Source organism: Kribbella sp. NPDC058245, from assembly GCF_042882005.1.
Classification (GTDB): Bacteria; Actinomycetota; Actinomycetes; order Propionibacteriales; family Kribbellaceae; genus Kribbella.
In genome coordinates, this window is sequence record NZ_JBHVWY010000004.1 from 566522 (window position 1) to 587216 (window position 20695).

The window sequence follows — 20695 nt, forward strand, 5'->3', positions numbered from 1 at the left end:
AATTCTCTGGAGGACATCTCATGCACTGGCTCCTACTCGGCATCGCCGTCGTCTTCGAGGTCGTGGTGGCGATCGCGGCCGGCAAGGCCGACGGTTTCAAGAACCGCAAGTGGACGATCATCACGCTCGTCAGCGGCGCTCTCGGCACCTTCTTCCTCAGCCGCGCGCTGCTCACCTTCAACGTCGGCGTCGGCTATGCGATGTGGACGTCGATCTCCGGGATCGGCATCACGCTGCTCGGCGTCCTGGTCTTCGGTCAGAAGCTCAGCTGGCGCAAGGGCCTCGGCATCGCGGCGATCATCGCCGGCGTCGTCGGCCTCCAGCTCAGCGGCGCTGCGTAAACCCTCCCCGCGCGTAAACTCTCCCCGAAGGGAACCCTTCAGATGTCTTCGACCAGCCCGTCTGCAGCCAAGTCCTGGCTGATGCTCCTGCTCGCCGGTTTCTTCGAAATCGGTTACGCGCTCTCGGTCGGCGGAAGCCACGGCTTCACCCGCCTGACCTGGTCGCTTGTCGCCGTCGTGTTCTTCCTGCTCACCCTGTGGGCCCTGAGCGCTGCCCTGCGCACCATCGAGGTCAGCATCGGGTACGCCGTCTGGGCCGGTATCGGAGCAGCCGGTGCGGCCGCCCTCGGCCCCGTCTTCTTCGACCAGAGCCTCACCCTGGTCCAGTCCCTGTGGCTCGGCCTGATCATCGCCGGTGTCATCTGGCTCAAGCTGGCCGACCGCCTGGACGCCGCCAAGGCGCCGGCCGTCGAGCAGCCGAAGGAAGCTTCGAACGCCAGCGTCTGAAGCGGTTCCGTACTGCACCCCGGAGCGTCCTCACCCCCGTCCGGATGGGCCGCTCCGGGTGTGCTCCCTCTACTCCCCCAAGGACTTCTTGATGCCAACTGACCTCACTCCGCACGTGGCGGAAGCCGTCCGGATCAGCCGCCTGCACGTCGCCGAAGGTGGCATCCCGTTCGCCGGCCTCGTCGTCCGTGACGGGCACGTGCTCGGTACCGGATTCAACCGGGTCCTCGAGGACGACGACCCGACCGCACACGCCGAGGTCGTCGCACTGCGCGCCGCCGCCAAGCAGGCCGGCCGGACGGGCGTCGCGGGCGCCACCCTGATCGCGTCGGGTGAACCCTGCGCCCTGTGCTACATGGCGGCGCTCTACTTCAACGTCGAGCACATCGTCTACGCCTCCGACCGCAAGACCGCCGACGAGTACGGCTTCAACTACTCCAGCTCGTACGCGATCTTCGCCAACGACCCCACCACCTGGCCGATCAAGGTCACCCACGCCCCGATCGAGGGCCACGAAGTCCCGTTCCAGGAGTTCATGACCGGCCGGAAAGGTGCGCTCCGATGACCGAACCTGTGCTGAGTGAACCCGTGTTCGGTGCCGTCAAGATCAAGATCTTCTCCGACTACGTCTGCCCGTTCTGCATGCTCGCCGAAGGCCCGATCGAGGAGGCGACGAAGGACTTGTACGTCGACATCGAGTGGATGCCCTTCGAGCTCCGGGCTCACCCGCACCCGACGCTCCGCCCCGAAGACGACTACCTCCCCGCCATCTGGTCCCGAGCCGTCTACCCCATGGCCCGCCAGCTGGGCGTCGACATCACCCTCCCGACCGTCTCCCCCCAGCCCTATACCCACCTAGCCTTCGAGGGCTACCAGTACGCCGCCGCCCACGACCTGGGCACCGAGTACACCCACCGCATGTTCGAAGCCTTCTTTCAAGAAGACCAAGACCTCGGCAACCCCGACGTACTCGAGACTCTCGCCACGGAGATCGGCCTGGACGGCGCCGACTTCCGCGCCGCCCTCGACAACCGCACCTACCGCACCAAGCACCAGGACGCCCTCCGCGAAGCCGAATCCCACCAGATCCGCTCCGTCCCCACCATCCTCATCGGCAACACCCGCCTAGAAGGCGTCCCCAACCCAGCAGAGCTCCGCAAAGCCATCCTCAACGCCCAAGCTGCCGACGCCATCACCTACGGCGCCACCTGCGGCGTCGACGGCTGCTAACGTCCGAAGGAACGCCGTACGTGGTCAGCGTGTTTTCGGACGCTACTCACATCCCCTCGCTAACGTCCGAAGCGATGTAGCACGTGGTCGGCGTGTTTTCGGACGCTAGCCACATCCCCCCGCCAACGTCCGAACGAACGCCGTACCTGGTCAGCGTGTTTTCGGACGCTAGCCACATCCCCTCGCTAACGTCCGAAAGACCGGAGGGCCTGCCTCCGCCTCTTCGGACGTTAACCGCATCTCCCCGCTAACGTCCGAAAGACCGGAGGGCCCGCCTCCGGATGTTCGGACGTTAGCTGCTGCGTGCGGCGGCGGCCAGCCCGAGGTCGCCTTCGCGGGCGCGCTGCTCGTACGGCGGCGCCGGCTGACCAGTTGGTGGGGGTGTGCACCCCCTGTCGTGGGCGTGAACAAGCTATGACCTGTTCACACCCACCGTTTCGTGTTCAAGCCCCGTTTGTCAGTCCAGGGTCTTCAGGTACGCCGTTCCTCGGGGGGAGAGTTCGTAGCCGGTTTCGAGGCTGTGGGTCAGGCCTAGGTTCTTCAACTTCCGGACGTCGAGCTTGAAGGGGGCGGTCTCGCGGTCCAGGGAGGCGGCCAGGTCTGCGGCTCGGGTGGCTGGTTTGGCGGCGATGAGGCGGAGGGTTTGGACTGTCCAGGGGCCGTGGGGGTTGGTGGCGTCGAAGCGGGCCAGGCGTTCGGTGAGGTCGGCTAGGTCGTCGTCCGAGAGGTCCGTTTGGGCTGCTAGTTCCTCGCGGGGGTCCGGGCCTTTGACGAGGTGGAAGCGGATCAGGAACGTCGGCCAGGACTCGTCGCCGCGGAGGCGGCGGAGGATGTCGCCGGCGTTACTGCGGTCGGCGAGGGCGACGTCGGGGTCGTTGTCGGCGATCAGCGCGGGGTTGATCTGACTGACGCTGTCGATCTGGATCCGGCCGGCGTTGGTGCGGTAGATCCGGCCTTCGACGACGCGGGCTTCCGACCAGCGGCGGTAGGCCGAGGTGATCCAGCCGTCCTCGACGCCTTCTTTGTCACGTCCGGCGAACAACATGCTCTAGGCCCCCAATGCTTTCGCGACGATCGGAGCCAATGCGCGCAAGGCCTTGCCACGGTGGCTGATCGCGTCCTTCTCTTCGATCGACAACTCGGCCGTGGTCCGGTCGTAGCCGTCGGCCTGGAACAAAACGTCGTACCCAAAACCGCCGGACCCGCGGATCTCGTGGATCACCGAGCCGCGCATCTCGCCGAGCACCAGCTCGTCGGCCGCGTGCGGGCGCACGAAGGCGACGGCCGCCACGAACGACGCGCCGCGACGCTCATCCGGCACATCCTCGAGCTGTCCCAGCAATAGCTGGTTGTTCGCGTCGTTGTCCTTCAACGGACCAGACCAACGAGCAGACAGTACGCCGGGCATCCCGTTCAGCGCGTCGACACAAATCCCGCTGTCATCGGCGATCGAGGGCAGCCCGGTCGCGGCCAGCGCCGCGTGGGCCTTCAGCAATGCATTGCCCTCGAAGGTCGGCTCGGTCTCCGGCGGTTCCGGGTACGGCGGTACGTCGCCCAGCCCGATCACCTCGATTCCCGGCACGATCGGGGTCAGGATCCGGCGCAGTTCCTCGAGCTTCTTCTTGTTGTTGGACGCCAAGAGAACGCGGGTCATCCGAGCGCCTCCTGCTGCAGCTTCGTCAGGTCCGCACAGCCGGCGAGCCCGAGCGACAGCAGGCTGTCCAGCTCCGCGCGGTCGAACGGCGCACCCTCGGCCGTGCCCTGCACCTCGATGAACTTGCCGTCACCGGTGATCACCAGGTTCATGTCGGTCTCGGCCCGCACGTCCTCCTCGTAGCAGAGGTCGAGCATCGGAGCACCGTCGATGATGCCGACCGACACCGCCGAGACCGTCCCGGTCAGCGGCTCACTCTTGAGCAGCTTGCGGTCGCGCAGGTACGACACCGCGTCCGCGAGCGCGACATACGCGCCGGTGATCGCCGCCGTACGGGTGCCGCCGTCAGCCTGCAGTACGTCGCAGTCCAGCAGGATCGTGTTCTCGCCGAGCGCCTTGTAGTCGATCACGGCCCGCAGCGACCGGCCGATCAGCCGCGAGATCTCGTGCGTCCGGCCACCGATCCGGCCCTTCACCGACTCCCGGTCCGAGCGCGTGTTCGTCGACCGCGGCAGCATCGCGTACTCCGCGCTGACCCAGCCCAGCCCGGAACCCTTCCGCCACCGCGGTACACCTTCGGTCACACTCGCCGCGCAGAGCACCCGCGTCTTGCCGAACTCCACCAGCACCGACCCTTCGGCGTGGTCGAGCCACTTCCGTGTCAGGGTTACCGGTCGGAGCTGGTCAGGGGTACGTCCGTCGATGCGAGCCATGGCCGCAACTTTATGCCTCCAGGCGCTGGACCTCCGCATTGGTCAACGCGCCCGACACCGGGCGGCGCTGGGTGAGGGCCATCCGGGCGGCGAACGGGATCAGGTCGTTCGCGCGGCGGCCGAGCCACGGGACGCCTTCCTTGATCATCCAGACGGCGTCGGCCCACTTGCTCGGCGGCTGGTAGGCACAGTCCAGGTTCGGCGGTACGTCGATCGGCACGCCCCGCCGGCTCAGTTCGTCGGCGAACATCCGGGCCAGCTTGCGGTGCCCGCGCTCACCGGGGTGCATCCGGTCGATACTCCAGAAGTCACGCCGGTAGATCTCGGGGAAATCGGCCATGTCCAGCCGGATCCCGCCGTACCGGCTGTAGAGGTCGTCGTACGCGAGGTTGACCTGTTCGATCCGCTGCCACAGCGGCCGGCCCATCCACCTCGGCAGGCCGAAGATCTTGGCGTGGTCGTGGAACCGGACCGTGAGCAGCAGCGCGCCGCGCGTGGTCAGTTCCTCGGCGCACAGGTGCAGGTGGTCGCGGACCCGGCCCGGATCGAAGGTGGAGCGCAGAGTGTCGTTGATCCCGACGATCAGCGAGGCGATGTCGATCGGCCCGCTCCCGATCTCGGGAAGCTGCTCGGTCGCGACCAGGTCCGTGGTCGCGCCACTGGTCGCGAAGTTGGAGAACGTCACACGGTGGGAGCTGCCCAAGGAGTCGGCGAGCAGCGAGGCCCAGCCCCGCCACCCTTCCCCCGGGCGCGCACCGGCACCGGAAAGGTCGGTCGTACTGCTGCCGTTCATCGGGTCCCCGACCCCAACTGTGGTCGAGTCCCCCAGTGCCACGTAGTGGAGGCTCACATTCCGTCATGGTGGCGGCACGGTGAGATGTTGCGATGTTGACTAGATGACCGGGAAGGCAATTTCAGACAGAGGACGGGTGATTGAAGGACGGAACTGCTCGGAGTTAGGCTGCTTCAAACAACTATGTGCAGGAGTTGCTGGCTGATGACTGATCTTCGACTCGGCGTGGTGGGGCTCGGCGCCCGGAGTTACCTCGCGGGACACGCGCACCGTCCTGGTGAGGGCAGCGCCATCGTCGCCGTGGCCGACCCCGTCGCCGCGCAGCGGGAACAGGCGCTCGAGAAGTACCCGGAGGCGACGGCGCACGCCGCTCACACCGACCTGCTCGACCAGAAGCTCGACGGGGTCTTCCTGACCACCCCGGACGACCTGCACGAGGGTCCGGCGATCGACTTCCTCAAGGCCGGGACCTCCGTCTTCGTCGAGAAGCCGCTGGCGATCACCACCGCGGGCTGCGACCGCGTGCTGCAGGCGGCCTACGACTCGGGCGCCCGCCTGTACGTCGGTCACAACATGCGCCACATGCGGGTCGTACAGACCATGCGGCAGTTGATCCAGGACGGCGCGATCGGCGAGGTGAAGGCGATCTGGTGCCGGCACTTCGTCGGCCACGGTGGTGACTTCTACTTCAAGGACTGGCACGCCGACCGCCGCCGGACCACCGGCCTGCTGCTGCAGAAAGGGGCCCACGACATCGATGTGATGCACTGGCTGGCCAACGGCTACACCAGGCGCGTCAACGCGATGGGCGCGCTCACCCTGTACGGCGGTATCGAGGACCGGCTCGACCGGACCGGCCAGCGGTTCTCGGACTTCGTGAGTTCGGACAACTGGCCGCCGCTGGAGCAGAAGGGGATGGCTCCGGTGATGGACGTCGAGGACCTCTCGATGGCGAATCTCCTGCTGGACAACGGGGTTTTCGTCACCTACGAGCAGTGCCACTACACGCCGGACTACTGGCGCAACTACACCGTCATCGGCACCCACGGCCGCCTGGAGAACTTCGGCGACACCGCCGGCGGCGTCGTGAAGGTCTGGAACAGCCGCCGCTCCGGCTACCGCGAGGACGCCGACATCGTCGTCGAGATCGCCGGTGAGAGCGAGCACCACGGTGGCGCCGACCCGCACCTGGTCAACGAGTTCCTCACCTTCGTCCGCGACGGCGGTACAACGTTGACCTCCCCGGTCGCCGCCCGCGCCGCAGTCGCCGCCGGCGTCGCGGCCACCAACTCACTCCGGTCGAACGGCGTACCGATCGACGTACCGGAACTGGACCCCGCCCTGGTCACCTACTTCGACAACGGCCAAGTGCGGTAGCATTTTCGACGTGACCCGGTACGCCGCGATGCGAATGCTGAGCCCTCGATACGGAGGACCAGCGGCGTAGGCACGTGTGCTTGCAGCGAGAGGCCTCCCTGTCGGGGGGCCTCTTCTCATGTCTGCAACCACACCCCAGGAGACCTCGCATGTACCCGATCACCTACCTGACCGACTGCTTCGACGGCAACGCCCGCGCGCGCTTGAGCACCCGCATCGGCGCCCTCTTCGGCCAGTCGCCGACGATCATCGCCCTCGACGGCCCCGACCCGGAGTCGTTCGCCGCCTTGACCCTGCTCGACTGTCTGAGATCGACGGAAGGCCTCGCCGGCCCGACGATCACCCTGTTCAACCTCGCGCCGCGTGACGGCCACTGGCCGAATGGCGTCCCCTTCTGCTTCTTCCGGTACGGCGAACATCTGGTCGCCGGCACGTTCAACCCGCGCGCACTGGCGCTGGTACGGCGTGAGCTCGGCATCACCGAGGTGTTCGTCACCGACATCGCCGAGGTCCTGGACGCGGTCGACTTCGATCCGGTTCAGGCCGAGCGGATCATCACCACCCAGTTCCGCAGTCTCTGGTACCTGCCGCTGCTCGCGCGCTGGGTCGCCGACCACCGGGCGATCCCGTCGACCACGACGCCGATCCCCATCACCCCGGACGAAGGACCGTTGGTGACCGTCATCGACAACTTCGGCAACTGCAAACTCGACCGGACCCCCGAAGAGATCAAGCTCGACATCCCGAGGTACCCGCACCTGACCGCCGTACCGCGCAACGAGCCCGGCCTCATCCCGGGCAGTTCAGGCGTCGGCTACGCCGAGCTCGTGGTCCGCGGCGGTTCGGCCGCTGCCTACTTCGGCCTGCAGCCTGGCGACCGACTGTCGGAGCTGCCTGCTAGACAACGGGTATGACGTCACCGCTCCGGATCGACTACCAGCAGGCGGTTCGGTATCGGCTGGCTGTGAATCGGTTGGGCGAGCGGCTGCCGGCTGGGGCTTATGTGGAGGCGGTGCGGTTCGGGTTGCAGGACACGGCGCCGCGGGATGCGTTGGTCGGGCTGCATGCACGGGTGGCGGAGTGCGAGCCGTCGGCGTGGGAGGCGCCTGGGTTGGTGCAGACGTACAGCCCGCGGGCGGCGGTTTATGTGCTGCCCGCGGCGGACTTTGGCGTGTTCACGGTTGGACGGATGCCGCTCGACCCTGCCGAGCAGCAGGCGGTCGAGGAGTTGGCTGAGCGGATCTGCCAGGAGTTCGCGGGAGCTGAGCGGCGCCAGGGTCATCCCGAGTTGCGGGGTGCGTGTGCGACCGGTCGGCTGGTGCTGCGGTGGACGACGAGTGCCTTGTACGCACGGGAGGTCGAGCCCCCGGAGATCGACTTTCGCGAAGCCCATCTGGAGTTGTGCCGTCGGCACGTGCGCGCGTTCGGGCCGACGACAGTGGAGACCTTCAGCTGGTGGTCAGGTCTGTCGCGGCCGGACGCTCGCGCGGTGTGGAGCTGGCTGGGTGACGAGTTGTTGCCGGTCGAGGTTGAGGGACGGGCTGCCGCGATTCTGGCTGCCGACGAGGACGCCGTACGGGATGCGCCTGCTGTGACGGGTGCACGGTTCCTGGTCGCTTCGGATCTGCGACTGTTCGGGGCTGACCGCTACGGGTTGTTCGCAGGGCCTGGGCAGAAGTCCCGGATCGAGTTGAACGATTGGCATCACCCGCACGGGTTGATGCTCGACGGGCAGATCCGCGGCGCTTGGGGGCGTCGGCAGGGAGCGATCATTCTGCGTCTGGCCGGTCGCATCACCGACGCTGAGCGGGCTGCGATCGAGGCGGAAGCGCTGTCGATGCCGATTCCGGGGGCGACGATGTCGATCAGGATGTCTTGAGGACCACCGAGCGGAGGATGTCGCGGACGGCCGCGGGCTGCTCGCGCCACGGTGAGTGACCGGCGTCGGGAATCAGGTGGAACGATGGCTGCTGAGCGTGTTCAGCCAAAGCCTGTACGGCGGTGTGCGGGCGCGGGTCGCCTTCGCCGTGGATGAAGGTGATCGGCGCGGGGATCGCGGCGACGTCAGCGGCCTTGCGACTGTCCGGCCAGCTGTTGATCTCACTCATGAGGGCGCGATTCACGGTCCAGTTGATCGGCAGGTCGACGGAGGCGTCCTCGAGGGCCCACTCCATCGCGTGCTCGGGATCCGCATTGTCGGGGAACCAGGCCAGCACCCGGAACTCGATCTCCTCGTCACGGGTCCGGGGACGCCCGCCAAGGTTCTCCAGACGAGCCACCTGCTCCGGGGTCATCCGCTGCTCGCGGACCGCAGCCTCGCCCGTCCGCCAGTCACCGATACCGACGCCGTCGAGGTAGACCACTCCGGCCACGTGATCGGCATACAGCGCGGCATACGTGACCGCCAGCGTTGCACCGAAGGAGTGGCCGATGACAACGATCTTGTCGTGGCCCCAATGCGCACGCAGCTCGTCGATGTCCTGCGCCCAGCGCGCCATCGTCAGCTCGTCGGACGCGCCCGATCGGCCGCAGCCCCGCTGGTCGAAGCGATGGACGACAGTCAGATCGTCGATCATCGCAGCGAGCCTCGCGTGATCATCCCAAGTGCCCGGGCCGCCATGAAGAATGACGGCCGGCACGGCGGCAGGGGTCACCGCACCAGTCGCTGCAGTCCACAACAGGACAGAGTCAGATGTCGAAAACTGCATCGGGGGTCGCAATCTCGATCGGCCCGGAGTAGGTACGTCGGGCGTTCTCCGCTTGGGTCACCCGGTCGTACCACGGTGGGACGTGCGTGATCACGAGCTTTTTGGCACCGGCCTTCTTGGCGTGCTCGCCGGCGTCGGACGGGGTCAGGTGCAGGTCGACCGGGTTGTCCGGATTGTCGTCCTGCAAGGCCGCTTCGGACAGCATCAGGTCGGCACCGCGAGCGAGCTCGATCAGTGCGTCGTTCGGGCCGGTGTCACCGGTGTAGACCAGCGACTTGCCGCCGAACTCGACCCGGATCGCGTACGCCGGGACCGGGTGCCGCATGCTCGCGGTCCGGACGGTGAACGGGCCGATCTGCTGAACGTCCTGCCAGGCATGGAATTCCAGCTCCTCGGTCATACCTGGATCGATGGGAAGGTCGTAGGCCAGGGCCATCCGCTCCGCCGCACCGGGCGGGGCGAACACGGGGATGCGGGGAATCGGTGAACCCGGTGCGTACTTCGCCGCGACATAGAGGCCGCACAGGTCCATACAGTGGTCAGGATGCAAGTGGGACAGGCCGATCGCGCCGATCTGCGGGACGGCAAGATGCCGCTGGAGCGATCCGAGAGCGCCGCTGCCGAGATCGAGGACCAGGTGGAAGTCCTCGGCAGTGACCAGATAGCTCGAGGCGGCCGAGTCCGGCCCGGGGACGGACCCGGAACAGCCGAGCACGGTGAGCTTCATATCTTGAAGATTACCGGCGGGTTGCCGGCTTCGCAGGAAACTCCGACGCGTCGCCGGGCCGCCGAACGGGTTACAGGGCTAAGGTTTCGAGCAGGTCACGACCGGAACCGGTGCCGAGGACAACTAGCGGACCCACGCAAACTGGTCTACCGACGAGAGCACCGGGCCGAGGAACCGCGAGCCGATCGCCTCGAACTCGGCCGGCGTGCCGGTCGTGACGAAGCGGTGCTTGGGCTCGGGCAGGTCGTCCGGGCGCAGCAGTCCGGTGCTGGTCAGGACACGGTATACATCCTTGGCACACTCCTCGGCGCTGCTCACCAGCGATACCGCGTCACCGACGACGTACGAGATCACGCCGGTCAGCAACGGGTAGTGCGTGCAGCCGAGGATGAGCGTGTCGACGCCGGCCTCGACCAGCGGATCGAGGTACTCATGCGCAGCCTCCAGCAACTCCGGTCCCGACGTCACGCCGGACTCGACGAAGTCGACGAACTTCGGGCACTCCCGGGTGATCAGGTCCACCTGCGGGGCTGCGGCGAACGCATCGTCGTACGCCAAAGAGGTTGCCGTTGCATGCGTGCAGATCACTCCGACCTTCTGGTTGCGGGTCGCGGCAACGGCACGGCGAGCAGCCGGAAGAATCACTTCCACCACCGGTACGTCGTACCGCTCCCGGGCATCGCGGAGCATCGCGGCGCTGGCCGAGTTGCAGGCGATGACCAGCATCTTCACGCCGGCCTCGACCAAGTGGTCCAGACACTCCAGCGCGTACTCACGAACCTCGGCGATCGGCTTCGGCCCGTACGGCTGCCGGGCAGTGTCGCCGAGGTAGAGGATCGGCTCGTGCGGCAACTGGTCCAGCACCGCACGCGCGACGGTGAGACCGCCGAAGCCTGAATCGAAGATCCCCACCGGCGCGTCTGTCACGCGGCAGAGTTTACAACTCCCAGCGTGCGTGCTGACGCCAGTAGTCGAGCAGCGCCGGGTCTCCGACCAACCGCAGGTCGGTCGGCGGCGTCCGGTTCCAGAGCGTGAGGTAGGCGGCGCTCGGCGGCCCGACCAGGCGCAGGTCCGCCGAGACGCCACTGTCCGGCTCGACGGTGCAGTCCGTCGGCCCCACGTGCAGCAGACACCCCGCCACCGCAACCGTGAACCCCGGGTCCGCTCGCAGGCTCAGGGCCGTGAACGCCAGGAGCTCGGCAATCCCGTCCCGGGCGAATTCCGGCTCGTACGGCGTGATCTCCGTGCCGGCCGCGAGTTGGACATCGGCCCGGTGGATCGCGGTCTCATGGGCATCGCGACGCGCCCAGAACAGCAGCGGGGACTCGGCCGGCAGGAAGGTGAAACAGGCCGTCCGCGGATCCGCGGCCAGGAAGGCCTGAGTGAGCTCGGCCCGGACTCCGACGTACCAGGCGACCAGGTCGATCCCGGCCGGCGGCGCCGCGAACCAGCTCTGCGTGTCGGCCGCGGTCGGCGGGAAGGGGTTCCCCGTCCGCAGGTAGTCGGTGACACCCCTCGCCAAGCCACCGACGTGCCTGAGCAGCTCGCCAACCGTCCAGCCCGGACAGGTCGGTACGGCGGCGTCCAGACCTGCCTGCAGTGCCGCCTCAGCGAGCCGCTGGGCCTCCAGCTGTGCCGTCGCCAGGTACTCCGAGAAGCCGATCTGACGCTCCGGACGCCGGCTGGACCGGAACTCGCCGCCAATGCATCGATAGGCCGCCATCACCGGGCCCCTAACTGCCGCAGTACGCCGAGGTCGTCCCGGCTGGCCCAGTGTTCGGCGATCAGCTCGTTCTCCAGCCGGAACAGGTGGAAATGCCGCCAGACGATCGGGATACCGGTCGGCTCGATCCCGCTCAGGAACGGCAGCCGGGAGCCCTGGTGGGAGCCGGTCAGGTCGGCCTTCACCATCACCAGGTCGTCCTCGGCAATCATCACTGAACCGGTCCACTGCCAGTCCGGGAACGACGCCCCGATCCAGCCGAAGACCTCCTTCCACCAGGCGATCCCCGTGTTCCCACTGACGTGATCGACCGTATCGGCGGTGAACAGCTCGTCGAACCGCCCGAACTCCCGGTCGTTCCCGGCGTCCATCCACCGCCGTACGACGGTCTTGTTCTGCTGCATGTGGTCCCCCAGGTCGGTGCATTGTCGTCTCGACGAGCATCGGCCGCCGCGCGCCCGTTCACCACCGACAAACACCCCGACAAACCCCCGAACCACTAGGATTCCGGCGTGGCAGCTGGGGAGTTCGGTGACTTGCTCCGGCAGTTCCGGCAGCGGGTGGGACTCACTCAGGAGGAGCTGGCCGACCGGTCCGGCGTGAGCGTCGATGCGATCGGCCTGCTCGAACGCGGCGAACGGCAGCGGCCACAACGCCGTACGCTCGCGATTCTCGCCGACGCGCTCGCCCTCGGCCCGGCGGATCGCGAGCGGTTCGAGCAGGCTCGCCGTGGGTCGCGGCTGGTGCAGGCCGCGGACGCCCTGCGAGCGCCGATTCCTGCTGGTCCGCTGCTCGGCCGCGACGCGGAGCTGGCCGAAGCGGCCAAACTCCTCGCCGATCCGGCCACCCGGCTGCTGACGCTGACCGGCCCTGGCGGGGTCGGCAAGACCCGACTCGCCCTTGCCATCGCGGCGGAACTCGCCGACGTCGTCTTCGTGCCGCTGGCGGACCTCCGGTCTCCGGAGGCGGTGGCTCCGCAGATCCTGCGCTCACTGGGCCTCAAAGAACACCCCGGTACGCCGACCGCCGAGCGCCTCGCGACCGCGTTGCGAGCGACCGAGATCGTGCTGCTCGCCGACAACTTCGAGCACCTCCCCGAGTCCACCGAGCTGATCGCCGAACTACTCGCGACCTGCCCGGGGCTCCGCGTGCTGGCGACGAGCCGAACCGCGCTGCGGCTCAGCGCCGAGCAGGTGCTCGCGGTCCGGCCCTTCGTGATCCCAGGATCGCTGCAGGCCGACGCAGCCGAGCTGCCGGCGGTCCGGATCTTCGCCCGCCGGGCCGGCTCCGCCGTACCGGGGTTCGCGCTCACGCCCGACCAGATCGAACCGGTGGCGGAAATCTGCCGCCGGGTGGACGGGCTGCCGCTGGCGATCGAGCTGGCCGCGCCCTGGCTGCGGGTTCTGACCCCGGCGCAATTGCTGGGCCAGTTGAGCGATCTCGAACTCCTCGCGGGCGGCGCCCGTGATCTGCCCGAGCGGCATCGGACCCTGCGCGACACGCTCGAGTGGAGCAGCCGGTTGCTGACCGCGCGGCAGCGCGAAATCCTGGCCGGGCTCTCGGTCTTCACCGGCGGCTTCACCACCGAGGCCGCGCTCGCCGTCACCGGCGCCGGGCTGCCCGACTTCGCGGCGCTGATCGACGGCAGCCTGGTAGCGCCCGAGTCCGACCGGTTCCGCCTGCTGGAGACGGTCCGGCAGTACGCGGCCGAGCAGCTCGAGCCGGCCACCGAACATCGATTGGCGGCGCTGCATGCGGCGTACTTTCTGGAGCTTGCCGGGCGGGCCGAGGTGGTGGGACCGGCCGAGAACGCTTGGAAACAACGGCTTGCGGCCGACGATGCGAACCTGCGAGCGGCGGTGCAGCACACCTTGGCGAGCGGCGACGCCGAGCGCTCTGTCGAGTTCGCCCGCTATCTGTGGCGGTACTGGACCTGGACCGGACAGCTCACCGAAGCCGACGACTGGCTGACGCGGGTCCGGGCACTTGTCGACTCCACGATCGACCCGCTGGTGCGAGCCGAGGTCCTGCTCTGGAGTGCGACCGTGGCCCGGCTGCTAGGGCACTTCGACCAGTCGGAGCAGCTCACCCATGACTGTCTGGCGTTGCGGCCGGAGATCACGCCTGCCAACACACTGGCTGCCGCCGAGCACAATCTCGGCCTCGTCTACTACGAACTCGGCCGGTACGACGAAGCTCTGGAGTGCTACCGGTCGACGGTTGCGAGCGCCCGTCGTTCCAATAGCGGCTACGGCGTGCCGTTCGGCCTGGTCAGCCTCGGCGATGCGGAATGGCGACTGGGTCTCGTCGGCAACGCGCGATCGTCGTACCAGGAGAGCCTCGAGCTTTTCCGGCGGATCGGGCACGACCGCGGCATCGCCCAGGCCCTGCTCGGATTGGGGCGACTGGCCGCGGACAGTGACGAACTGGACGAGGCCCACGAGAAAATTGCCGAAGCCACCCGTCTGACGGCCGGCCAGCGCGACCCGCTGACGGCGGACTGTCTGGACGCCCTGGCCAGGTACTACGACGCGGTGGGCGCCGCCGAGCAGGCTGCCGAAGCAGCCACGGCGGCGCGAATTCTGCGCGACGAGATCGGCGCGGTCTCCCGGTGAGCCGTAACCAGGACCGGATTCGGGTCGTTCAAGAAGACACCCAGTCCCTTCTCTTGAAACGACACGCCGAACCTTGTCCACATCTTTACGTTATGCAATTGCCAACAGCAGTGATTCGGGTCACTCTGGACCGATGTTCGCCCGAACCGCCCTCGAGATGCCATGAGCCTGGCGCATCACTTCGTCGCGGTGCTGAGCAGCACCGCCGGACCGAATCCGCAACCTGATCACGTCGCCGCCTCCGGGCAGGCCGCGAACCAGGCTGCCGAAACCAACAGCACCGCCGCGGACCTCGCGTCGTCCATCGGGTCGACCGGAGTCCTGCTGCTGATGCTGATGGCGGCGTTCTTCGTGTACGTCGTCTCGCTGTCGCTGCACCCGAATGCCAAGTGCAACCGCTGCAAGGGCGCCGGCCGTCACCACGGCGGCATCTTCAGCTACGCGCAACGCCCCTGCACCAGCTGCAAGGGACGCGGTGTTCACCCGCGCATCGGCCGCCGGATCCTGTTCAAATCTCCTTAGCCTTTCAGGCCCAGAGCTGGCCTTCGAGGCGATCCTCCGCCTCGTCGACCGTGCCCTCATAGGCACCGGTCGACAGGTACTTCCAGCCGCCGTCGGCGACCACGAAGGCGATGTCGGCCCGCTCTCCGTCGCGCACACACTTGGCCGCCTGGCCGAGCGCGGCATGCAGGATCGCGCCGGTCGAGATGCCGGCGAAGATGCCTTCGTTCTCGAGCAGTTCCCGAACGCGCCGAACGGCGTCACGCGGTCCGACCGAGAACCGGGCATCGATCAGCGATGCGTCGTACAGCTCCGGGACGAAGCCCTCGTCCAGATTCCGCAGGCCGTAGACGAGTTCGCCGTACCGGGGCTCGGCAGCGACGATCCGGACCTCGGGCTTGTGTTCGCGGAAGAAGCGGCCGGCACCCATCAGCGTGCCGGTCGTGCCGAGGCCTGCGACGAAGTGCGTTACCGACGGGAGGTCGTCGAGGACCTCGCGGGCGGTGCCGTCGTAGTGGGCAGCCGCGTTCGAGGGGTTGCCGTACTGGTAGAGCATCACCCAGTCGGGGTGTTCCTCGGCGACCTGCTTGGCCACCCGGACCGCCTCGTTCGAACCACCGGCAGCCGCGGAGGAGATGATCTCGACACCCCACATCCGCAGGATCTGGCGGCGCTCCTCGGAGGTGTTCTCCGGCATCACGCAGACCATCCGGTAGCCACGCAGCTTGGCCGCCATCGCCAGCGAGATACCGGTGTTGCCCGACGTCGGCTCCAGGATCGTGTTGCCCGGCCGCAGCCGGCCGTCCTTCTCCGCGTCCAGCAGCATCCGCAGCGCCGCCCGGTCCTTGATCGAACCGGTCGGGTTGTGGTCCTCCAGCTTGGCCCACAACCGCACGTCCGCCGTCGGCGACAGCCGGGGCAGGCCGACCAGCGGCGTGCCCCCGACCGAGTCGAGCAGGCTGTCGAAACGCATCCTCAGCCGCCGGCGACCGCAGGCAGCACGACGACCACGTCGCCGTCCTTCACCGCCGTCGTCAGACCACCGGTGAACCGGACGTCCTCGTCATTCACGTACACGTTGACGAACCGGCGCAGCTCCTCCGGCTCCCCCTCGACAATCCGCTCCTTCAGGCCCGGGTGGTCGCCGTTCACGCTGTCGATGAACTCGGCCAGCGTGGCACCGTCGCCGTTGACCGCCTTCTCGCCACCCGTGTAGGTCCGCAGGATGGTCGGGACGCGAAGCTCGATCGCCATCTCAGTTGTCTCCTAGTTCGCTGCTGTCCAATTCGGCGTAGTCCGCCACGATCTTCACATCTTCTTCGGTGACCACGCCGTCGACGATCCGGTACGACCGGAACTCCACCGGACCGTCGTAGCTCTGCTGCTCGGCCCCGTCCCGGGTCGAGACGATGACGTAGTGCGAGTTCGGCTCCTCGGCCCGGGCGACGTCCGTCCGCGACGGGTACGCCTCGGTCGCCGTGTGCGAGTGGTACGTCACCACGATCTCCTCGTCCCGGTCCCACAGGTCCTGGTGCACCTGGTACAGGTCCTCGGACGAGAACTCGTAGTACGTCGGCGACATCGCCGCGTTCGGCACCGGAACGAACCGCTCCGCGCGCCCCGATCCCTCCGGGCCCGTCACCACGCCGCACGCCTCGTCCGGGTGGTCCCGCCGCGCGTGCGCGAGGATCGCGTCGTACGTCGCCTGGTCGATGATCAACACACCACCACGGTACGGCGACCGCCGTACCGACCCTGACAACCGCAGGGTCGGTCCAGTATGTGGACTACCAGCGGTTGTGGATCTGGGGGCGGATGAGGTCGTCGTAGATCTCTCGTACGGCGGTTTGCTGGTCGGCGGTGAGGGGCGCCAGGGCGGCTGCGCCGACGTTGCCGGCGACTTGTTCGGGGTTGCGGGCGCCCGGGATGACGACGGAGACGCCGGGCTGGTCGATGATCCAGCGGAGGGCGAACTGGGCCATGGTGGCGCCGGCGGGGAGCCAGGGCATCAGGCGGCGGACGGCTTCGAGGCCGGTGCTGAAGTCGACGCCGGAGAAGGTCTCGCCGACGTCGAAGGCCTCGCCGTGGCGGTTGTAGGTGCGGTGGTCGTCGGCGGAGAAGACGGTGTTCTCGTCGTACTTGCCGGAGAGCAGGCCGCTGGCGAGCGGCACGCGGGCGATGATGCCGACGCCGGCCTCCTGGGCAGCGGGCAGCACCTCGTCGAGGGGCTTGAGGCGGAGGGCGTTCAGGATGATCTGGACGCTCGCCACGTTGGGCCGCGCGATCGCGGTCAATGCCTCGGCGCAGGTCTCGACACTGACGCCGTACGACGCGATCCGGCCCTCGTCGACCATCGCGTCCAGGTCGTCGAAGACGGCGTCGGTGGAGTACACCGCGGTCGGCGGGCAGTGCAGCTGAACCAGGTCGATCCTGTCGACGCCGAGGTTCTGCCGGGAGCGGTCGTTCCAGGCGCGGAAGTTGGCCGGGTTGTAGTTCTCCGGGAGCTGCTCGACCCGGCGGCCCATCTTGCTCGCCACGGTCAGGCCGTCGTGTTCCTTGAGTACCTGACCGACGAGCCGCTCGCTCCGACCGTCGCCGTACACGTCGGCGGTGTCGATGAACGTCACGCCGCCCTCGATCGCCGACCGCAGTACGGCGAGCGCGTCGCTCTCGTCCACCGAACCCCAGTCGGCGCCCAGCTGCCAGGCGCCGAGCCCGACCACGCCTACATCCCGACCGGTCCGTCCCAGCTTCCGCGTCTCCATGCCACTCACACTAGGACCTGAGGTCGATCTCCAGTTCAGAGCCCTCTTGTACGGCGAGGGCGGTGGCGAGCGTCTCGCGCATGATCAGGTCGCGGTGGGTCTCGACGGCCGCGGCCATGGCGGGTTCCGCGGTCACGGTGAGCCGGATCCGATCAGTGACCTCAAGCCCGGAATCACGCCGCGCCTGCTGGATCGAGCGGATCACGTCCCGCGCCGTCCCTTCCGCCTCGAGCTCGGGCGTGAGCGTCGTGTCGAGCACCACGAAACCACCACCTGGCAGCAACCCGCTCGACTCGCCACCTTCGTCCAGAGTTGCCTCCAGCGTGTACTCGCCGTCCTGCAACTCGATGCCACCAGCAACGATCACACCGTCGTCGGACACCGACCAGTCTCCTGCCTTCGACGCCTTGATCGCTGTCTGCACGGCTTTACCCAACCGCGGTCCAGCTGCTCGCGCGTTGACGGTCAGGCGTTGGGAGACCGGAGCGTCGACCGCATCGACCGACGTCAGCACGACCTCGCGGACGTTCACCTCGGCGGCGATCAACCCCGTCAGCGCCTGCAGGTCCGCGGTCGTTGCCACGGTCAACTTCTCCAGCGGCTGACGGGCCCGGATCCCGGTCGCCTTGCGGATCGCGGAGGCGACCGAACACACCTCGCGCGCCCGCTCCATCTGCGCCACCAGCTCCGGATCGTCCGGAAGATCGGTGACGGTCGGCCAGTCGGTCAGGTGCACCGACCGCTCCCCGGTCAGCCCACGCCAGATGTCCTCGGCAACCAACGGCAGCAGCGGCGCAACCGCTCGGCAGAGCGTCTCCAACGCCGTGTAGAGCGTGTCGATCGCCGCCTGCTCCCCCGCCCAGAAACGGTCGCGCGAACGCCGGATATACCAGTTCGTCAGCACATCGACGTACGAGGTGATCGCGTCACAGGCCGACGCGATGTCGTACCGGTCGAGCTTGTCCTGGACGTCGGTGACGAACAGCCGCAACCGCGCCAGCAGGTACCGATCCAGTAGGTCGGTCGGTTGCTTCACCGCCTGCCCTTCGCGGTCGGCCGCGTTCGCGTAGAGCGCGAAGAAGGACCACGCGTTCCACAGCGGGATCAGCACCTGCCGGACACCCTCGCGGATGCCCTCCTCGGTGACGATCAGGTTCCCGCCGCGCAGGATCGGGCTCGACATTAGGAACCAGCGCATCGCGTCCGCGCCGTCCCGCTCGAATACCTCGCGCACGTCCGGGTAGTTCCGCAGCGACTTGCTCATCTTCTGCCCGTCGCTGCCGAGCACGATCCCGTGGCTCAGCACCGACTTGAACGCCGGCCGGTCGAACAACGCCGTACCGAGAATGTGCATCGTGTAGAACCAGCCGCGCGTCTGCCCGATGTACTCGACGATGAAGTCACCCGGGAAGTGGCTCTCGAACCAGTCCGTGTTCTCGAACGGGTAGTGCACCTGCGCGAAACTCATCGACCCCGAGTCGAACCACACATCCAGTACGTCGGGCACCCGGCGCATCGTCGACTTCCCGGTCGGGTCGTCCGGGTTCGGTCGGGTGAGCTGATCGACGTACGGACGGTGCAGGTCTTTGACCTCGACGCCGAAGTCACGCTCGAGGTCGGCGATGGAGCCGTAGACGTCGATCCGTGGGTACGACGGATCGTCGGACCGCCAGACCGGGATCGGCGAACCCCAGAAGCGGTTCCGGCTGATCGACCAGTCGCGCGCATTGCTCAACCACTTGCCGAACTGGCCGTGCTTCACGTGCTCCGGCGTCCAGGTGATGTCCTCGTTCAGCTCGACCATCCGGTCGCGGATCGCTGTCACCTCGACGAACCAGCTCGAAACCGCCTTGTAGATCAAGGGATTCCGGCACCGCCAGCAATGCGGGTAGCTGTGCACATAGCTGTCCTCGCGGATCAGCGCGCCGGCGGCCTTGAGGTCGCGGATGATCGGACGGTTCGCCTCGAAGACGTGCAGACCCTGGTACGGCGGGACCACGCTGGTGAACCGGGCTCCGTCGTCGACGGTCAGGATCGTGGGGATCCCGACGGCGTCACACGCGAGCTGGTCCTCCTCGCCGTACGCGGGAGCCATGTGTACGACGCCAGTGCCGTCATCGGTGGTGACATGGTCGGCCGCGATCACCTGGAAGGCGTTGGGTGTGTCCGCGAAGAAGTCGAAGAGTGGGGTGTAGCGCTTGCCGATCAGCTCGGTGCCTTTGAACCTGCGGATGATCTCGGTGAATCCATAGGCTTGCGCGCGAGCCTCGGCCAGGATCGTGGGGCGACCCTCGGCGTCGTGCACGGTGACGTAGTCGAGCTCCGGCCCAACCGCCATCGCGAGGTTGCTCGGGAGCGTCCAGGGGGTCGTGGTCCAGGCGAGCAACCGCTCCCCGGTCTCCAGTTCGACCGCGACCGTCACCGAGGGGTCCTGCCGCTGCTGGTAGACGTCGTCGTCCATCCGCAGCTCGTGGTTGGACAGCGGCGTCTCGTCATTCCAGCAGTACGGGAGGACGCGCAGGCCCTCGTACACCAGGCCCTTGTCGTAGAGCGTCTTGAACGCCCAGATCACCGACTCCATGTACTCGGCGTTGAGCGTCTTGTAGTCGTTGTCGAAGTCCACCCACCGCGCCTGCCGCGTGACGTAGGCCTGCCACTCGTCGGTGTACTGCAGGACCAGCTCCCGGCACTTCGCGTTGAACTTCTCGATCCCCAGCTCGAGAATCTCCGCCTTCGTCTTCAGCCCGAGCACCCGCTGAGCCTCCAGCTCAGCCGGCAGCCCATGCGTGTCCCACCCGAACCGCCGCTCCACCCGATACCCGCGCATGGTCTGGTACCGCGGCACCAGGTCCTTCACATACCCGGTCAGCAGATGCCCGTAGTGCGGCAGCCCATTGGCAAACGGAGGCCCGTCGTAGAAGACGAACTCCTCCTTGGTCCGCCGCTCCACCGACCCCCGGAACGTGTCGTCCGCCTCCCAGAACGCCAGCACCTCCCCCTCAACCTCAGGAAAGTCCGGAGCCCCGCCCACCCTGCCGCCAGTCCTCGGATAACTCACCCGAGCATCGTAGGCGGGATATTCGCTCGCGCCCGCGGCCATT

Annotated in this window: 23 protein-coding genes; 9 read left to right on the forward strand and 14 right to left on the reverse strand. The window is 67.6% G+C overall.

All coding sequences use genetic code 11. The features are described 5' to 3' along the window. The first annotated feature begins 20 nt into the window (after positions 1 to 20). The 4 genes from ACFVWG_RS12015 to ACFVWG_RS12030 all read left to right on the forward strand — a co-directional run bounded on the left by ACFVWG_RS12015 (position 21) and on the right by ACFVWG_RS12030 (position 2018). Positions 21 to 341 carry a DMT family transporter gene (locus ACFVWG_RS12015; RefSeq protein WP_391543224.1) on the forward strand — a complete coding sequence of 107 codons (321 nt, stop codon included), beginning with the start codon at positions 21 to 23 and terminating at the stop codon, positions 339 to 341. A 42-nt stretch (positions 342 to 383) separates the two neighbouring features. Continuing rightward, a complete protein-coding gene (locus tag ACFVWG_RS12020; RefSeq protein WP_391543225.1) occupies positions 384 to 788 on the forward strand; it encodes a DMT family transporter in 405 nt (134 codons plus the stop codon). Between the two features lie 91 nt (positions 789 to 879). Further along, a complete protein-coding gene (locus ACFVWG_RS12025) occupies positions 880 to 1353 on the forward strand; it encodes a nucleoside deaminase (protein WP_391543226.1) in 474 nt (157 codons plus the stop codon). Then, entirely contained in the window at positions 1350 to 2018 is a 669-nt protein-coding gene (locus ACFVWG_RS12030) for a DsbA family protein (RefSeq protein ID WP_391543227.1), read from the forward strand. Before ACFVWG_RS12025 ends, ACFVWG_RS12030 begins: the two co-directional genes overlap by 4 nt. Positions 2019 to 2475: 457 nt before the next feature. Here ACFVWG_RS12030 and ACFVWG_RS12035 read toward each other — a convergent pair whose 3' ends face one another. From ACFVWG_RS12035 to ACFVWG_RS12050, 4 genes are read right to left on the reverse strand one after another with little or no spacing between them, the layout of a single operon-like run. After that, entirely contained in the window at positions 2476 to 3063 is a 588-nt protein-coding gene (locus tag ACFVWG_RS12035; RefSeq protein ID WP_391543228.1) for a hypothetical protein, read from the reverse strand. A gap of 3 nt (positions 3064 to 3066) precedes the next feature. Next, the gene (gene rdgB, locus ACFVWG_RS12040; RefSeq protein ID WP_391543229.1) at positions 3067 to 3672 is read right to left on the reverse strand and encodes an RdgB/HAM1 family non-canonical purine NTP pyrophosphatase; all 606 of its coding nucleotides are present in this window, start codon (positions 3670 to 3672) and stop codon (positions 3067 to 3069) included. Continuing rightward, positions 3669 to 4385: a ribonuclease PH gene (gene rph / locus ACFVWG_RS12045; protein WP_132405575.1), complete on the reverse strand. Its 717-nt coding sequence runs from the start codon at positions 4383 to 4385 to the stop codon at positions 3669 to 3671. Before rph ends, rdgB begins: the two co-directional genes overlap by 4 nt. Positions 4386 to 4395: 10 nt before the next feature. Beyond that, the gene (locus ACFVWG_RS12050) at positions 4396 to 5235 is read right to left on the reverse strand and encodes an SGNH/GDSL hydrolase family protein (RefSeq protein WP_391543230.1); all 840 of its coding nucleotides are present in this window, start codon (positions 5233 to 5235) and stop codon (positions 4396 to 4398) included. 147 nt (positions 5236 to 5382) lie between these two features. Between ACFVWG_RS12050 and ACFVWG_RS12055 the strand changes: the two genes are divergently transcribed. The 3 genes from ACFVWG_RS12055 (at position 5383) to ACFVWG_RS12065 (ending at position 8434) form a co-directional block, all read left to right on the forward strand. Beyond that, entirely contained in the window at positions 5383 to 6555 is a 1173-nt protein-coding gene (locus ACFVWG_RS12055; RefSeq protein WP_391543231.1) for a Gfo/Idh/MocA family protein, read from the forward strand. Between the two features lie 149 nt (positions 6556 to 6704). Continuing rightward, on the forward strand, positions 6705 to 7469 hold the full coding sequence (locus ACFVWG_RS12060; RefSeq protein WP_391543232.1) for a hypothetical protein: 765 nt from the start codon (positions 6705 to 6707) through the stop codon (positions 7467 to 7469). Beyond that, a complete protein-coding gene (locus ACFVWG_RS12065; RefSeq protein WP_391543233.1) occupies positions 7466 to 8434 on the forward strand; it encodes a DNA glycosylase AlkZ-like family protein in 969 nt (322 codons plus the stop codon). The genes ACFVWG_RS12060 and ACFVWG_RS12065 overlap by 4 nt, the downstream gene beginning before the upstream one ends. Here ACFVWG_RS12065 and ACFVWG_RS12070 read toward each other — a convergent pair. The 5 genes from ACFVWG_RS12070 to ACFVWG_RS12090 form a co-directional block, all read right to left on the reverse strand. After that, entirely contained in the window at positions 8421 to 9263 is an 843-nt protein-coding gene (locus ACFVWG_RS12070; RefSeq protein WP_391543234.1) for an alpha/beta fold hydrolase, read from the reverse strand. The genes ACFVWG_RS12065 and ACFVWG_RS12070 overlap by 14 nt on opposite strands. After that, a complete protein-coding gene (locus ACFVWG_RS12075; RefSeq protein WP_391543235.1) occupies positions 9244 to 9990 on the reverse strand; it encodes an MBL fold metallo-hydrolase in 747 nt (248 codons plus the stop codon). Before ACFVWG_RS12075 ends, ACFVWG_RS12070 begins: the two co-directional genes overlap by 20 nt. A gap of 123 nt (positions 9991 to 10113) precedes the next feature. Next, complete coding sequence (murI, locus tag ACFVWG_RS12080; RefSeq protein ID WP_391543236.1) at positions 10114 to 10917, reverse strand: glutamate racemase; 804 nt, start codon at positions 10915 to 10917, stop codon at positions 10114 to 10116. Between the two features lie 10 nt (positions 10918 to 10927). Continuing rightward, positions 10928 to 11713 carry a maleylpyruvate isomerase family mycothiol-dependent enzyme gene (locus ACFVWG_RS12085; RefSeq protein WP_391543237.1) on the reverse strand — a complete coding sequence of 262 codons (786 nt, stop codon included), beginning with the start codon at positions 11711 to 11713 and terminating at the stop codon, positions 10928 to 10930. Next, positions 11713 to 12117, reverse strand: coding sequence for an ester cyclase (locus ACFVWG_RS12090; protein ID WP_391543238.1), 405 nt, complete (start codon positions 12115 to 12117; stop codon positions 11713 to 11715). Before ACFVWG_RS12090 ends, ACFVWG_RS12085 begins: the two co-directional genes overlap by 1 nt. Positions 12118 to 12225: 108 nt before the next feature. Between ACFVWG_RS12090 and ACFVWG_RS12095 the strand changes: the two genes are divergently transcribed. Both ACFVWG_RS12095 and ACFVWG_RS12100 read left to right on the forward strand, forming a co-directional pair. Continuing rightward, positions 12226 to 14328 (forward strand): ATP-binding protein, encoded by a 2103-nt coding sequence (locus ACFVWG_RS12095; protein WP_391543239.1) that lies wholly within the window; start codon positions 12226 to 12228, stop codon positions 14326 to 14328. A gap of 162 nt (positions 14329 to 14490) precedes the next feature. After that, positions 14491 to 14850 carry a hypothetical protein gene (locus tag ACFVWG_RS12100; protein ID WP_391543240.1) on the forward strand — a complete coding sequence of 120 codons (360 nt, stop codon included), beginning with the start codon at positions 14491 to 14493 and terminating at the stop codon, positions 14848 to 14850. 4 nt (positions 14851 to 14854) lie between these two features. Here ACFVWG_RS12100 and ACFVWG_RS12105 read toward each other — a convergent pair whose 3' ends face one another. The 5 genes from ACFVWG_RS12105 to ileS form a co-directional block, all read right to left on the reverse strand. Continuing rightward, complete coding sequence (locus ACFVWG_RS12105; RefSeq protein ID WP_391543241.1) at positions 14855 to 15802, reverse strand: PLP-dependent cysteine synthase family protein; 948 nt, start codon at positions 15800 to 15802, stop codon at positions 14855 to 14857. Between the two features lie 2 nt (positions 15803 to 15804). Further along, on the reverse strand, positions 15805 to 16083 hold the full coding sequence (locus tag ACFVWG_RS12110) for a MoaD/ThiS family protein (protein WP_391543242.1): 279 nt from the start codon (positions 16081 to 16083) through the stop codon (positions 15805 to 15807). Position 16084: 1 nt separating this feature from the next. Beyond that, positions 16085 to 16552, reverse strand: coding sequence for a Mov34/MPN/PAD-1 family protein (locus tag ACFVWG_RS12115; RefSeq protein ID WP_391543243.1), 468 nt, complete (start codon positions 16550 to 16552; stop codon positions 16085 to 16087). A gap of 64 nt (positions 16553 to 16616) precedes the next feature. After that, entirely contained in the window at positions 16617 to 17594 is a 978-nt protein-coding gene (locus ACFVWG_RS12120) for an aldo/keto reductase (protein WP_391543244.1), read from the reverse strand. Positions 17595 to 17604: 10 nt separating this feature from the next. Next, on the reverse strand, positions 17605 to 20694 hold the full coding sequence (gene ileS, locus ACFVWG_RS12125; protein WP_391543245.1) for an isoleucine--tRNA ligase: 3090 nt from the start codon (positions 20692 to 20694) through the stop codon (positions 17605 to 17607). Position 20695: the final 1 nt, after the last annotated feature.